Origin of the sequence: Psychrobacter sp. P11G3 (assembly GCF_001435845.1) — a bacterium.
In the GTDB taxonomy this organism is placed as follows: Bacteria; Pseudomonadota; Gammaproteobacteria; order Pseudomonadales; family Moraxellaceae; genus Psychrobacter.
In genome coordinates this window covers 2,251,758-2,266,716 of the sequence record NZ_CM003596.1, presented here as the reverse complement: position 1 = coordinate 2,266,716, position 14,959 = coordinate 2,251,758, and the positions used below count along the sequence as shown (strand labels likewise).

The 14,959-nt window shown below is 43.3% G+C and carries 15 protein-coding genes; 7 read left to right on the top strand and 8 right to left on the bottom strand.

What is annotated here, in order from left to right:
* The first annotated feature begins 169 nt into the window (after positions 1–169).
* Positions 170–547 carry a hypothetical protein gene (locus AK824_RS09060; protein WP_057760896.1) on the top strand — a complete coding sequence of 126 codons (378 nt, stop codon included), beginning with the start codon at positions 170–172 and terminating at the stop codon, positions 545–547.
* A gap of 98 nt (positions 548–645) precedes the next feature.
* On the opposite strand, the gene AK824_RS09055 is transcribed toward AK824_RS09060, so the two are convergent.
* Positions 646–1,035 carry a hypothetical protein gene (locus tag AK824_RS09055; RefSeq protein WP_057760894.1) on the bottom strand — a complete coding sequence of 130 codons (390 nt, stop codon included), beginning with the start codon at positions 1,033–1,035 and terminating at the stop codon, positions 646–648.
* Positions 1,036–1,219: 184 nt separating this feature from the next.
* Complete coding sequence (locus AK824_RS09050; RefSeq protein WP_057760892.1) at positions 1,220–1,735, bottom strand: hypothetical protein; 516 nt, start codon at positions 1,733–1,735, stop codon at positions 1,220–1,222.
* A gap of 317 nt (positions 1,736–2,052) precedes the next feature.
* Here AK824_RS09050 and recJ point away from each other — a divergent pair, with 317 nt between their 5' ends.
* The gene (recJ, locus tag AK824_RS09045; RefSeq protein WP_057760890.1) at positions 2,053–3,891 is read left to right on the top strand and encodes a single-stranded-DNA-specific exonuclease RecJ; all 1,839 of its coding nucleotides are present in this window, start codon (positions 2,053–2,055) and stop codon (positions 3,889–3,891) included.
* A gap of 81 nt (positions 3,892–3,972) precedes the next feature.
* On the opposite strand, the gene AK824_RS09040 is transcribed toward recJ, so the two are convergent.
* From AK824_RS09040 to AK824_RS09015, 6 genes are all read right to left on the bottom strand, one after another.
* Positions 3,973–4,638 (bottom strand): trimeric intracellular cation channel family protein, encoded by a 666-nt coding sequence (locus AK824_RS09040; RefSeq protein WP_057760888.1) that lies wholly within the window; start codon positions 4,636–4,638, stop codon positions 3,973–3,975.
* A gap of 71 nt (positions 4,639–4,709) precedes the next feature.
* The gene (locus AK824_RS09035) at positions 4,710–5,345 is read right to left on the bottom strand and encodes a trimeric intracellular cation channel family protein (RefSeq protein WP_057760886.1); all 636 of its coding nucleotides are present in this window, start codon (positions 5,343–5,345) and stop codon (positions 4,710–4,712) included.
* 101 nt (positions 5,346–5,446) lie between these two features.
* Positions 5,447–6,604: a multidrug resistance efflux transporter family protein gene (locus tag AK824_RS09030; protein WP_057760885.1), complete on the bottom strand. Its 1,158-nt coding sequence runs from the start codon at positions 6,602–6,604 to the stop codon at positions 5,447–5,449.
* Between the two features lie 61 nt (positions 6,605–6,665).
* A complete protein-coding gene (gene queE / locus AK824_RS09025; protein ID WP_057760883.1) occupies positions 6,666–7,397 on the bottom strand; it encodes a 7-carboxy-7-deazaguanine synthase QueE in 732 nt (243 codons plus the stop codon).
* Positions 7,398–7,622: 225 nt separating this feature from the next.
* The gene (dapD, locus tag AK824_RS09020) at positions 7,623–8,444 is read right to left on the bottom strand and encodes a 2,3,4,5-tetrahydropyridine-2,6-dicarboxylate N-succinyltransferase (protein ID WP_057760881.1); all 822 of its coding nucleotides are present in this window, start codon (positions 8,442–8,444) and stop codon (positions 7,623–7,625) included.
* A gap of 224 nt (positions 8,445–8,668) precedes the next feature.
* Positions 8,669–9,625 (bottom strand): alpha/beta fold hydrolase, encoded by a 957-nt coding sequence (locus AK824_RS09015; RefSeq protein ID WP_057760879.1) that lies wholly within the window; start codon positions 9,623–9,625, stop codon positions 8,669–8,671.
* A 370-nt stretch (positions 9,626–9,995) separates the two neighbouring features.
* Between AK824_RS09015 and AK824_RS09010 the strand changes: the two genes are divergently transcribed.
* The 5 genes from AK824_RS09010 (at position 9,996) to AK824_RS08990 (ending at position 14,854) form a co-directional block, all read left to right on the top strand.
* Positions 9,996–11,186 carry an FAD-dependent oxidoreductase gene (locus tag AK824_RS09010; RefSeq protein ID WP_082624616.1) on the top strand — a complete coding sequence of 397 codons (1,191 nt, stop codon included), beginning with the start codon at positions 9,996–9,998 and terminating at the stop codon, positions 11,184–11,186.
* Between the two features lie 231 nt (positions 11,187–11,417).
* Positions 11,418–12,410: an arsenosugar biosynthesis radical SAM (seleno)protein ArsS gene (arsS, locus tag AK824_RS09005; protein WP_057760874.1), complete on the top strand. Its 993-nt coding sequence runs from the start codon at positions 11,418–11,420 to the stop codon at positions 12,408–12,410.
* A 126-nt stretch (positions 12,411–12,536) separates the two neighbouring features.
* Positions 12,537–13,358, top strand: coding sequence for a DUF547 domain-containing protein (locus tag AK824_RS09000; protein ID WP_057760873.1), 822 nt, complete (start codon positions 12,537–12,539; stop codon positions 13,356–13,358).
* Positions 13,359–13,402: 44 nt separating this feature from the next.
* Positions 13,403–14,107 (top strand): TIGR04283 family arsenosugar biosynthesis glycosyltransferase, encoded by a 705-nt coding sequence (locus AK824_RS08995; protein WP_227511149.1) that lies wholly within the window; start codon positions 13,403–13,405, stop codon positions 14,105–14,107.
* An 84-nt stretch (positions 14,108–14,191) separates the two neighbouring features.
* Positions 14,192–14,854, top strand: coding sequence for a TIGR04282 family arsenosugar biosynthesis glycosyltransferase (locus AK824_RS08990; protein WP_057760869.1), 663 nt, complete (start codon positions 14,192–14,194; stop codon positions 14,852–14,854).
* Positions 14,855–14,959 lie beyond the last annotated feature (105 nt).

Here is a 14,959-nt window from a genome sequence, read left to right as displayed (position 1 = left end):
TACCAACATCAAACGCAGTTTTACATATCGCACCTTAAATAATCTAACGCTATCTTATAGGATAACTGAGTAAAGCATGACCCGTTAATCACACAGATGAATACTGGGTAACAGTCACAGTGCTCGGCATGCTCACATATCTTATAATTATAAAGTTAGGGATGTACTTATGTTCGATATCAAATCATTTTTTAAACGAGAAGTAGAAAAAAAGCTTATCAATGTAGATGACTATATTTTTATGCCAGAACGCGTAGAGATGGAAATTGAAGGTGGACTATTAAATTGTGTGTTGAATAGTGATGGTCGCGTAGATATTTTTTATAGTAAAGACGGTGTCACTGAGGTGGGTTCAGCCTCGCGCAAACACCCATTTACAGCATTTGAAAAAGAGCTATATCATGGTATTTACGATGACGTGATTAATGATTTAATTAAGGAAGTGGATAAAATTATTGATAGCACCTCGAAGTATTTCCGTCGTAGCCAATCGTTGCCTTTTACGGCTTCTATAACGTCTCAACCATCTGACACAAATAAATTTTAGGCTAATTAAATGAACTAATCTATTAGCAATAAAAAGGGTGCGTTATGTATAACGCACCCTTTTTATTATTTCTTATTCTAATGAATAATTTGATTGTTCTATTGAACAAAGCTTGTATAGCAGCTCTGTAGAGATTTGGCGACGACTTGTGCGACTAACTGAGTACGGTACTGAGAGTCAATCGCGGCATTGCCCAACTCAACAATGGTTACTTGCTGCGGTGCTTGCTCACTGACACAGCCACAAACATTGGTTTTAACAGATTCTTGCTGTGCTTCTGTCATGGCAACGCTTGCAACACGCCACGCGTTTTGTTTTTCAATTTGGCTACGACACTGGTTATCGATCGCAGCTCTAAAAACATTCATGCCGATCTCATTTGCGGTACCGATTGCTGTACCTGTACTGTTGTTTGTAGCACCTGTTGTGGTACATCCCGCCAAGGCAAAAGTCGCTAGCATCATCGTTGAAGCCAAGATTTTTTTCATAAGTTAGTCCTTTAAGGTGTCTGTCATAAATAAAGCTGTATATTATCAGTAAAACCTAGCAATGACATCATTGACCACAGGCGCATGTTATTTTAGAACTCTATGACCTAGATATATAAACCACAAAAAAGCCAGCTAAGTGAACACTTAACTGGCTTGATATAGACTAAGCTATTCGGCTTATTTATACGTTTTTGCCGTGTTCTTTTTGCTGAATATCTTTTGCCAATTTATAGCATTCATTGATATGGTCATTGGCAATTTTCTTAAAAATCGTATAGCCCATCGTTGCAGCAACCAGTTGACCGCCAAGTGGGATAAACTTGGTCACTTGTTTGGCAGCGATACGACCACCGAAACCTTGGATAGTTTTTTTGACGATACCACGTGTTGCCATGAGTCCAGCGAAATCTACGGTACGGTCTTTTACTGCGCTCCAATGCACTTCGCGAGATTCCAAGTTAATGGCTGATTGACGGTCTTCAATGAGACCAAAACGCTCACTAATCTCTGGAATCAATTGCGTCAACATGCCCGCATCAACTGCCACATCAAAAAATGGTACTGGCACAACCGCTACACCAGCAGAAACTCTAGCGCGTCTTTTTACCATTCCCTGACATTCTTTTTTAACTTTATCAAGGTCTAGGTTAGGGTCGATAGTATTTGGAAGTTTTTCAGCAAGTGGCGTGGTTTTCATAAAGTGTCCTTATAAATAATTAAAATATAAATGATAAAAAGTTCAACAAATAACAAATCTTTCAGTTGATTACTATTTTATGGATTTATGCGTGGCTTACAATCATTGCTTTGTAGCAAAATGAATGAAATTACTCACACTGTGCACCTTTTTTGTAAGTGATTAAACGAAGGCGATTTGTATAAGCTATAAAAATGGCAGTATCAATTATCACTAATGTATGGACATTATTCATCAGGTTGCACAATGCCTAATGATATACAGAGGTAGTATAAATTGTCATTGTGAGCCTCTACTAAAGCCAGTAGAATACCCTCATGCTAAATTTAACCCCCCGTTATACCAGCACTCGCATCGACGAGTTGCCCGCCGCGCTGCAACCATTTGCCGCTCAATCATTCACGCTTGCCCGTCTGTATGCAGGTCGAGGTATCACTGCGCCTGATGAGCTGGAGACTAGCCTATCAGGTCTATTGCCTGCTGAGGCCCTGCACGGTGTCACAGAAGCCGTGCGCTTATTGGACTTGGCCATTGATGAGCGTCAGCGTATATTGATCGTTGGTGACTTTGACTGTGATGGTGCCACCAGTACAGCCTTAATGATGCGCGCGCTCACAAAGATGGGTGCGGTCGTTGATTTCCTAGTACCAGATCGTTTTAAGTACGGTTATGGTCTGACGCCAGAGATTGTCGAGTTAGGTATTGAGACTTTTCAGCCAGATATGATAGTGACGGTTGATAATGGCATCTCAAGTCATGAAGGGGTGGCACGCGCCCAAGCTGATGGTATCACGGTGATTATCACCGACCATCATCTCACCACCAAAGAGACGCCACCTGCGGAAGCGGTAGTCAATCCCAATCAGCTAGGTTGTGACTTTGCTAGTAAAGCACTGGTCGGAGTTGGAGTCGCGTTTTATGTGCTCGGACGCTTAGCAAAGCTACGCCGCGAAGCTGGCAAGTCTACGGTACAGGTTAGCCAATATTTGGATTTGGTCGCACTTGGGACGATTGCAGACGTTGGGGTACTGGATAAAAACAACCGTATCTTGGTACATCATGGGCTATCGGCAATTCGTCAAGGCCGCTGCTGTATGGGAATATTGGCATTGCTTGAGCAAGCGGGCCGTGATCCCAAGCAGCTTCATGCACAGGATTTTGGTTTTGTATTAGGCCCACGTATCAATGCTGCTGGGCGTATGGATAATATGCGCATCGGTATCGAGTGCTTATTGACTGAGGACTGGAGTACCGCACAACGCTTGGCACAAGAGCTTGAGCAGCTGAACCGTACGCGTCGTCATGTAGAGGGCGAGATGCGTGCACAAGCTGATAGTATCGTACAAGCATTGGCTAATAAAGATGATAGCGACGAGAGTGTGAGTGGTGATAGCGACAACAATGCGAGTAACGATGACACAATTACTCAAGCTATCTCTACTGCTAAGGCTAGCAATGCAGGCGCGCGTAGTATTATTCTGTACCAAGATGACTGGCATCAAGGAGTCATTGGCATTGTCGCTGGTCGCCTAAAAGAAAGCCATTATTTACCCAGTATCGTTTTTGCACCAGCAGACACTGAACAAACGGATGAAGATAGCGCCATTAAAGGCTCTGCACGTTCTATCGCTGGTGTACATATTCGTGATGCGATTGAACAAGTTGCTGAGCGTTATCCAGACTTAATCAGTCACTTCGGTGGGCATGCGATGGCGGCAGGTTTAACCCTCAAGCGCCGCAACTTTGAGGCCTTTGTCACCGCTTTTAATGAAGTGATGGCTCAGATAGATGATGAGGTATTTGCAGAGCAAAAATTCACCGATGGACCTTTGCAAGCGGGTGATTTTAGCTTATGGTTTGCCGAGCATTTAGCCGATGCCAGTATCTGGGGTCATGGATTTGCACCGCCAATATTTGATGGTGTGTTTGAGGTATTGAGCTTTAAGATTTTAAAAGACAAACATCTTAAGTTATCGCTGCGCTATCCTGATGTTCAATATCCGATAGAGGCAATTTGCTTCAACTTCGATAATGAAGCGTGGGATTACCGTGCTAAGCAAGTCCATTTATTATTTCAGCTAGACATCAACGAATGGAACGGCAAGCAAAGCTTACAGCTAATGGTCAAGGATTTGGCTGTGGTAGAGCACGGCTAAAGTAGCAATGTTAAATCGATAATACCAACGCGCTCAAATATGGACGCGTTCGTATTTTTGAAATGAAGACACGCCCTAGTATCAGTATTTCCACTCTAGTGTGGGGAACTGCCAATCGTAACGAATAGCCAGCATACGCAAAGTAAAAATCGTACTCATCGTAGAGATGTCAGCTACCCAATCTGTCACGCCTAAATTCTTTAGAGCAAAGTACAGAACCCCACCTGTCAATGCTGCGGTAATATAAATCTCTTGCTGCAGTACCAATGGAATCTCATTACAAATCATATCGCGAATGATGCCACCAACCACGATGGTAATCACACCTAACAATAGTGCTACAGGTACATTGGCACCCATACTATCAGCGACTTTGATACCGATCAGCGTAAATGCTGACAAGCCAATGGTGTCGGATAGTTTGAGAAACTTATCCACTCGTCTTGAATTTGGATGAAAAAATATCTGCATCGCTAGCGATGAAATCGTAATGAGGGTCAGATAGCTCATATCTACCATCCAAAATAACGGATGGCGATCGAGAATGACATCACGTACCGTGCCGCCGCCGATAGCAGTGACAATAGACACAAGTAGACAGCCGAAGACGTCGAAGTTTTTGTGCTTGGCAAGTATCGTCCCTGAGACGCTACAGGCGATGATGCCAATCATATCAAAGAAATATATTAAAGAGCGCGGGTCAAAAGTAGTGATCAGTACGGTAGGGTCCAATACGATAGCCAACATGGGCAATTCTCACTATTTTCAATTATTGTCAGTCAAACAAAGGCTATCTACGCAGAGTCTTGCTCAATTAATCAGTTTACGAGTCGAATAGAAGGTAGATGCCAGTCGAATCTGAGCGCGAGCATACGAACTGCAAAGATAACAAACAGCATAATAAATTCGTTGAGACTGGCGCCCACTCCGAAATACTGTAAGCATAAATAGGTCACAGACCCTGCGATACTGGCAGTAATATAAATCTCACGCTGTAGCACTAGCGGAATCTCATTACAGATGATATCACGTAGCAAACCACCGATAATGGCAGTCCAGACACCCATCATAATAGCAATAAGGGGAGACATGTCTAGGGTTAAGGCCACCTTAAAGCCAATGACACTGAAGGCAGCTAGCCCAATGGCATCAAAGAGTTTCAATGCATTATCAATCTTATGATAAAGGTGAAAGAATATTTGTAAGATAAGGGAGGTCACCGTGATAACGATCACGTAATTAAGATCAGTCATCCAAAATAGAGGATGACGGTCGAGAGCCATATCACGCAATGTTCCACCGCCGATGGCATTGACCATCGCTACCAGAATACAACCAGCGATATCGAAGCCTTTATGCTGCGCAAGCAAAGTCCCTGCAATCGCGCAGGCAACAATGCCAACCATGTCCAATAAATATAATAGAATATCAGGAAAAATCAAAGCATTACCCATGGTTATAGTGCCAAATCGAGATCATCAAAGTGATAGGTGTTTTTTAGGGGGCTATTCAATGCATAAATTTGACGAAAATGGGTGTAGTGTTATTGTGCCATTTAACCATCTTTTGCAAAGAATATCAGACCTATAATAATTAGCCCTATACCGACCAGTCCCATTGCCGAAGGTATGGCATTATCTAACAATAATATACCCCCAATCAAAGCAAAGATAACCTCACTGGCTTGGGTTGAGTCAACGCCTGCAACTTCGCTTGAAGTAACAGCTTGCTCGCGCGCATACAAAAATATAGTGGTCGCTGCCACGCCTGCCAATAGAGCAACGAGCAACGTATTGATTATTTGTGAGGGGTAGGGCTGGTCAGGGCGCACTATAATGCCCAAAAACAGCCAAAATGGCAAACACCCGAGAGTCATTAGCCAAACTTTGTTAAAAGCATTTTGCAGTAGCGTGGTTTCGATAGAAGGAATACGAGCAATTAGATTTTGTAGGGATGAGGTTGCCGCAGTGTTGTCACTTTGAAGTACGCTATCGAGGTCGGTAACATCATATGTCGTAGTTGGTAAATCATAAGCTTCAGATATGAGCGGTTTACTCTGCTCATTAATATCAATACCAACACTGATGCTAGCTCGTTGAGCGTTCAACTCTGCTGCCTTCTGTAATATAGTATTGCGCTCGCGGGCATTATGAGAAGCCTGCCAAACCAGCTGGTTGCCAATTGGGTAGCTAAAAGCTGCGATAAGAGCGGGTAGTGCACCGTAGAGCAGCATGTCAGACATGGGGACGGTGTCGGTTATAGCAGCAGCATGCAGACCTTCACTGATATTGACGAGCGCCACACCGATAAAGACAATGACAGCATATACGATGAATTTTTTATCAAAACGTTGACCAAATGCCAATAGTACAAGCAAACTGGCGACGACGGTAAACATAAAGGTGGCCGCTACCACCCATCCCGCAACATGATCTGCGGCATAGCAAATACCGGTATAAAAAAGTCCAAACCCAATACTGCCAGTAATACACCAAAAACCCCAATGCTGAAGAAAAATTTTCATTAATGCTTTAACACGACCAAAGCCATGTTGTATCGCAATAATGGCAGTAATAATCAATAGCATAAAGACATAGCGTAGACTCGCTGACCAGAACCAATGTCCGCCTGCGCTACTCATAAGCTCATTTAAGATAAATGTCGAGCTAAAAAACGCACCTGCTAACAAGCCCAATAAAATGAGTTTGATCATACCGCTACCTTATCCATGGCATTCAACGTGTTCACACTTTTTGTTTGTTACTTGCTGATAGTTACTTGCCTTTGGCATCTGCCCAAATGATCTTATGCAATTGCAGCTGAAAGCGAACTGGTAAGGCATCAGCCAACATCCATTCTGCTAGCTCGCGCGCCAATACAGGTACTTCAGGGCTGAGCTGTTCATCGACATCGTCTGCGACATTAAACATTGGAGAGAACCACACAGTACCGACCAGTTCATTTAGCTTATACTCGGTCAATTTAGCTTTTGCCCAATCGTAATCTGTACGATTCATAATGACAAACTTGATTTGGTCATGCTGAGTGAGATAGTCGAGGTTTGACCATAGATTTTTATCGACTTCGCCTGAGCTTGGCGTTTTGAGATCCATTACCTTACTGACTGCTGCTGGCACGTTTTCTACCGTGAGCGCGCCTGCGGTTTCAAGGGATATCTCATACCCATCGCTCAGCAAACGTTTCATCAATTCAATGGCATTTGGCTGTGCTAACGGCTCACCGCCAGTCAGACAGATGCGCTTGCACGGATAACCCTTGATGGTTTCTATGATGGTTTCTAATGATTGACGTTCGCCGCCAGTAAAAGCATATTCGGTATCACAATAGACGCAGCGCAGCGGACAGCCCGTTAGACGCACAAATATCGTCGGCAAGCCTGAAGTGATTGCCTCACCTTGTAAAGAATAAAAAATCTCAGTCAGACGTAACCCTGCTTCAGGGTCAGTGACAGGGATAGCAGCGGTGCGTAATGATGATTCACTCATAATATTTCAAATACAGTTAAAGGTCGACAAGGCGATGAAGCGCTTATCAATCGTAATAAAAAGGCAGGGGATGGTACGAATGATTTTGTGATTGTATAAAGCCAAACTAAAAGAGGATTATAACGTAACGCGTTATATTAAGCTGCAAAAAAGATGCTAGAGTCATCCTCCAGCATCTTCATATAAAACAATATTATTCAATAAACAACGGTACTTGCCAAATATTTAGGCTAGGCGTAATAGCTCGTTTACTGATGTTTTTGCACGAGTTTGCGCGTCAACTTTCTTCACGATGATAGCAGCGTACAAGCTGTGCGTGCCATCTTCTGACGGTAAGCTACCTGGTACGACAACAGAACCTGCTGGTACACGGCCACGATGAATCTCACCAGTTTCGCGATCATAGATGCGCGTCGATTGACCGATATAGACACCCATAGAGATGACAGCGCCTTCTTCAACGATAACGCCTTCAACGATTTCAGAGCGTGCACCGATGAAGCAGTTGTCTTCAATGATAGTAGGGTTGGCTTGCAATGGCTCTAATACGCCGCCGATGCCAACGCCGCCTGACAGATGCACGTTTTTACCGATTTGAGCACATGAACCAACAGTCGCCCATGTATCAACCATCGCGCCTTGATCGACATATGCGCCGATGTTGACATATGACGGCATCAATACTGCGCCTGCTGCGATGAATGAACCTCTACGCGCGACAGCTGGCGGTACAACGCGTACGCCTGCTTCTTTAAACTGTGCTTCGGTCCAGTTAGCAAATTTAGTTGGTACTTTGTCATAGAACTGTACGTGTTCGCCAGCAGCTTGGACGTAGTTGTCGTTTAGACGGAAAGACAATAATACGGCTTTTTTGGCCCACTGATTGACAACCCATTCGCCATCTTTCTTTTCTGCTACGCGCAGGCTACCGTTATCTAGTTGCTCAAGTACTTGATTGATAGCATCACGCACGTCTTGTGGCATATTGGCTGGGCTGTATTCGTTGCGATTTTCAAATGCTTGTTCGATGGTTTGTTGTAATGACATAAAGGTTCCTAAAATGAATGAAAGGGAGGGTGATCTCAATGTTATGGTTAAAGACTTATATGACCCAGCCTAAAGAAAATTCAAGGTATGGCTTGGTCCAAAAACTTGCTTGCCGTATTGTCGCTAATTTGACCGCTTTTAGCAAACACGTTGAGGGTCTTATTGTGACAATATTGAATGAGTTGTTTTCAGGTATCCTCTCAAAACAACTCATTTATCATGATTTAATCGTCTGTCGTGTTGGTCTCTATCCACTCTAAAATATCTTGATAAACGGTCTGTTTATCCTTTTCATGTAGCACTTCATGGCGCATATTAGGATACAGCTGAATATCGACATGACTGAAATGACGCTTGTCCAAACGCGTGACAACCCTACGTATACCGCGACCCATTTCGCCAATCGGATCATCTTCACCGCTGATAAATAGCATTGGGAAGTTTTTGGCAATAGTAGTAGCCCAATTTTTATTCAGCCCAGTATCCATAAGCGTAAACAATGTCATAAAGCCATTATTGGTAAAGTCAAAACCAGTCTTAGGATCGGCTTCATAGGCTTCAATGTTTGCAGTATTTTCACTGAGCCACGCAAACTGTGAGGACGAATTGCGATCAGGTAGTTGGCTGTTAAGGACTTTGTTCATCACCTTGGCAAAAACTGTATTCGGTTGTCTTGGGGCGACTCTGGCGAGTAGCTTGTTAATAGGTAATAACACCTTAGCTAGTGGGTTGGCGTCTGCGGAACCCATTAGAATGGCGCCTGTGAAATTATGCGCATGATGTTTAAGTACATTGCGCACGATAAATGAGCCCATCGAGTGACCCATCACAAAATGCGGGACGTCTGGATGACGGTCTTTTAGGCTATCGGCCATCACAATCACGTCTTTTAGTAACGACTGTACCGGATGCTCTTCACCAAAAAACCCAAGATCGGCCTCAGTCTTGATAGTCTGTCCATGACCCAAATGGTCATAAGTCGCCACAGCGATACCATTATCTGCCAAAAACTGTGCAAAATCGCTATAGCGCCCGCTGTGCTCTGCCATGCCATGCACAATCAGTAAAGTCGCGCTAATCTCGACGTCTTTGCTACTTGGCTCAAAAAAGTCATGATGCAAGTAGTGAATATTGTCAGAAGACAAAATGTGATCGTTACTGGTATCGATATTGGTACTCATGTAATGTTCCTTGATTACTTATAATTTTCATTAACGGTTTTGACGATGTTTCTCAAATAATGGGTCAAGCAGCGCAATTTATCATGCGGCTCTTATAATGTCCTATTGTACTGGGCGATGATAAATAATTTCACCTTATTTTATGATTTTAATTCAGTTATACAAAATCTCATTCTACTAATAACGGTTGACGCAGTGACTATCGCTGAGTCTATATAAGCCACATACAAGCCATTTACGCTCTTACTGTTTGCCCGCAACAGACTGGTCTTATTTATATGATACTTTTAAATGAGTTTTTAAAGTCATTTATATCAATCAACATTCGATCAAACACTAACAGCAACCAACCGCCTTGATAAAATCATCTATGACGAAATTTTCATCGAAAAAGACATTACTATTGGCAGGCGCAGGTCATGCTCACATTGGCATGTTACGCCGACTTAGCGCAGCGCGTTTAAAAGATGCCGATACTATAGATGCGGACATTCACTTAATTAGTGAGCAACCGCAAACGATATATTCTGGCATGTTACCGGGTTGGATGGCAGGGCATTATCAGTTGCATGATATCAGTATTGATATCAAATCGCTTTGTGTGCGAGCAGGTGTGCGCTTTATTCAGCAATCGCTTGTACAAGTAAACGCAGCGTCAAATAAGGTGGTTACGACTGGCGATGAACAAACGGATTTTGACTACGATGTCTTGTCTCTAAATACGGGCGCAGATACAGACATGCGTTGGCTACCTGACCACAATAGCTACAACGAGTACAGAAGCGATAATGACGATAACAATACTGGCGCTGCTAATACTAACGTGATTGCCATACGACCGTTGTCAACATTTATCACGCAATGGCAGCGGATTCTAAAAGCCGCTCAGCAGTCTGAAAAGTATCAATTGGCTATTATTGGGGCAGGCGCTGCGGCAATAGAGTTGGTGATGGCAGCCCAAGTCACGCTACGGAACATCAATCGTAATCATCAGGTGACATTAGTATGCGGTGAGAATCTATTGTCAGGGTTTAACTCAAACTTTCGACAGCGGGTTATTAAGCAATTACATCGTCATGACATTACGATAGTTCGAGAACGAGCGACCGATTATCATGATGGCAAATTATCAACTACGCATAAATCATTGCTCATAAATGCTGTCATCGCTGCGACTGGCGTCATAGGCTCGGCATGGACGGCTTCTACGGATTTGGAAATCGAAGGTGATGGGTTTGTCGCGGTAAACGATAAGCAACAGAGCGTCTCTCATCCTAATGTGTTTGCGGTTGGTGATGTGGCGACACGAGTCGATAAATACGTGGCGCACTCGGGGGTTCACTCAGTGCATGGCGGTGCTGTCGAAGCCGATAATTTATTGGCTTATCTAAAAGAGAGCATAATGAAGAGTTATCAGCCAAAATCGCGTACGTTATATCTACTGTCTTGCGGTAATAAATACGCCATTGGTAGTTGGGGTAATGTAAATCTACAAGGTCGATGGGTATGGCATCTCAAGAAATATATCGATAAGCGTTTCATTGAAGCCGATAAGAACTAACGAAGGTTAATGCTCATTTGGAATAAACCATAAAATCCATGTGATTAGTTGTCAATGCTTATTGATAATCAGGTATGATTGATTAGATAAACCGTAAAATGAGCAAGTGGGTTTTACGTTGTAAATCTTAAAAATAAACAGTAAAAGCAATGCGCTAACTTTGTTTTCTAATCTTTAATGTCACGTTGCTATCCTTTTTTAGTTGTACTGCTAACAGGATTTTAGACCACCATGAAATCAACTATCGAGCTACTTGAGCATACTGATTTTCCAGCGATAAAACGACGCCAATTGACGATATTACAAGTCAATATGGGCTACTTATGCAATATGTCCTGTGTGCACTGTCATGTGGCTGCAAGCCCTTATCGTACCGAGATGATGTCACGTGAGTTGGTCGAGCTGATACCGAAGGTATTACAAGCACAAAACATCGATACGCTTGATTTGACCGGCGGTGCGCCTGAAATGCATGAGGATTTTAAGTATTTGGTCAAGGCCGCTCGGGCATTAGGTGTCAAAGTAATAGACCGCTGTAATCTGACCATTCTGATGGAAGAGGGCTATGAGGATATGGCGCAGTTTTTGGCAGATAACCAAGTGGAAGTGGTGGCATCTTTGCCTTGTTATTCCCTAGAAAATGTAGACAAGCAGCGCGGCAAAGGTGCGTTTGATGACAGCATATTGGGATTACAGAAGCTCAATCAGCTGGGGTATGGCAAGCTTGATTCAAATTTAACATTAAACTTGGTTTACAACCCACAAGGTGCGACGCTGCCACCCAATCAACAGCAGCTTGAAGCCGATTACAAGCGTGAGCTAAAAGCGCACTTTGACATCGAGTTTAATCATCTATTTGCCCTAACAAATATGCCAATTCAGCGGTTTGGTGCGGTGCTATTGGCAAAAAAACAGTTCCACCCGTATATGGATTTGCTCAAAGCCAATTATATGGCTGCTAATCTGGCCGAGGTCATGTGCCGTTCGACCATTAGTGTCAATTGGTTAGGTGAGCTGTTTGATTGTGATTTCAATCAGCAGTTAGAGATACCTGTACCAAACAAGTCACGACAACGCCTAAGTGATTTGTTAACGCAAAACCCGTCTGGTGATGACATTGCCATTGCCGACCACTGCTATGGCTGTACAGCAGGACAGGGCAGTAGTTGTGGCGGCGCGTTAGAAGAAGAGCCAGTAGAGCCAGCGTTAGCAGACACGCCTTAGCCGCTCTAATGTAAGTGCTTTTAATATAAGCACCTATGTTTTAAGCCTAAACACTTTAAACATAGGTGCTTTTAGCATACATAAAAATTTAGATAAAAAACAATCAGTGTAAACGGAGTAAGCCTTATGTCGGTATTTAATTTTTCAGCGAAAACGTTGTTCGCCCAACCAGTGATTGCCACGACTATTTTATTAGCAAGCGTGGCTGCTCATGCTGACTTCAACCATCAGAGCTGGGATAGCTTACTAAGTAAGCATGTAACTATGACCAACGGTGGCAAAGCTTCAGTGGTCAATTATGCTGGCATGAAAGCAGATCAAAGTAAGCTGACAAGCTATCTGGAAGCGACAAGCAAGGTATCTCAATCAGAGTTCAATCGTTGGAGTAAAAATGAGCAGTTGGCATTTTTAATCAACGTTTATAACGCTGGTACGGTTGATTTGGTATTGACGAAATATCCAAACGTCAAATCTATCAAAGATATCGGCGGACTGTTTGGGTCACCATGGAAGCAAGAGTTCGTTTCGGTACTCGGTAAGACGCGCTCACTTGATGATATCGAGCACAATCTCATTCGTGGCTCTAAACGCTACAACGATCCGCGCATTCACTTTGCGGTCAATTGTGCCAGTATCGGTTGCCCTGCATTACAAGATGATGCCTTTACCGGCAAGCGTTTAGACAGTCAGTTAGAGCAGGCGACGTCTAAGTTTTTAGCAGACAGTAGCCGCAACAGTCTTAAAGGCGATACGCTTAAAGTATCACCAATTTTTAAATGGTATAAAGAGGATTTTGCAACCAACTGGCGTGGCACCAAAGATTTAGCAGGGTTTTTGGGTCGTTACAGCTCGTCACTAGGATTGAGTAAAGCTCAGACAGCAGATCTCAAACAAGGCAAGATAAAAGTAAGCTATACCGATTACAACTGGAATTTGAATAAAAAATAAGCCAGTTTTTAATCTTACTCGCTGATAACGTGACGGTATATCCATTGAACCTATCAATTATTGTTCCATTATTAAATGAAGCGGACAACTTGCCTGAGCTTATGGCTCATATTGTCCGTCTCGATCCGGCACCGCAGCAAGTAATATTGGTCGATGGTGGTTCAGTAGATGGCTCGGTTGCTATCGCCAACAGTGTGCTCAAAAGTATAGAGACTGCTCAATTAATCACTGATTGGCATATTATCGAATCTACGGTAGGGCGCGCACAGCAAATGAATGCGGGCGCTATGTTAGCAACAGGTGATGTGTTGCTATTTTTACACGCTGATACCGAGCTGCCAGCTGATGCGATAGATAACGTTCAGCAGGCAATAGCTCAGTACGATTGGGGACGTTTTGATGTTCATTTAGATAGTCATGAGCCATTGTTAAACATTGTCGGATTAATGATAAATAAGCGTTCACGTCTATTAAGTATAGCCACTGGTGATCAAGCAATTTTTATTAAAAAGTCCGTGTTCGAGCAGATTGGTGGCTATCCTGATCAGCCATTGATGGAAGATATCGAGCTCTGTAAACGGCTAAAGAAACTTGCTCGACCAGCTTGTCTAAAAAGCAAAGTCATAACATCTGCGCGGCGTTGGCAGCAGCATGGTACATGGCGGACGATTTTCTTGATGTGGCATTTACGCTTTGATTATTGGCGCGGCGTATCGCCTAACGTTTTAAAGCAACGCTACCATAAGTAGTGAGATTGTTTGATTTATAAATATGATAGACAAAATAAGAAAGAGTTCGTCCTCGTGCATTTGACTAATTGAGAGACCGTTATAGTGACAGCTGATTCATCTGCAAAACAGCAAGATACCTGCATCATTCTTTTTGCAAAGTATCCAGCGCCTAATAAGGCAAAGACTCGTTTGCAGCCAGCGCTAGGGGTAGATGGTGCTGCACGTATGGCAAGGCGACTATTACTGCATAGTATTGAGCAGGCCGTTGATACAGGCTTTTCCGTTGAGCTATGTGTGAGTCCAGCACCAACAGATCCATGCTGGCAGGCGCTTGATTTACCTAGCTCACTGCGTTGCTCTATGCAGACCGATGGTGATTTGGGTTTGCGTATGTCGATAGCCAGTCAGCGCGTATTTCAACATTTTGACAAGGTTGTGTTAATTGGTACGGACTGTCCTAGTCTTACGACAGCACGTATTCAGACAGCGATACAGCAGCTAAATCAACACGATGCGGTCATGATTCCAGCGACTGATGGTGGGTATGTACTGTTAGGGTTTAAGCGAGTTGATGAAAGCCTGTTTTCGGACATTGTTTGGAGTACACCTAGTGTTGCTGCTGTCACCAAGCAGCGTATAGCCACATTAGGTTGGACACTTGCACTATTCGACCCTTTACCTGATATTGATGAGCCTAAAGATCTAGTACATTTGCCGTCAGGCTGGCTAGATTCTCAACTCAATACCAAAGTCGATAACGACTGATAGCTGATAACGGATAATTGACAAATAGATTAATAAACTCACTAACGTAGTTGTATATTCTAAAATGGTTTACTAAGATTTTTAACTGGATGGCACATTCAATAA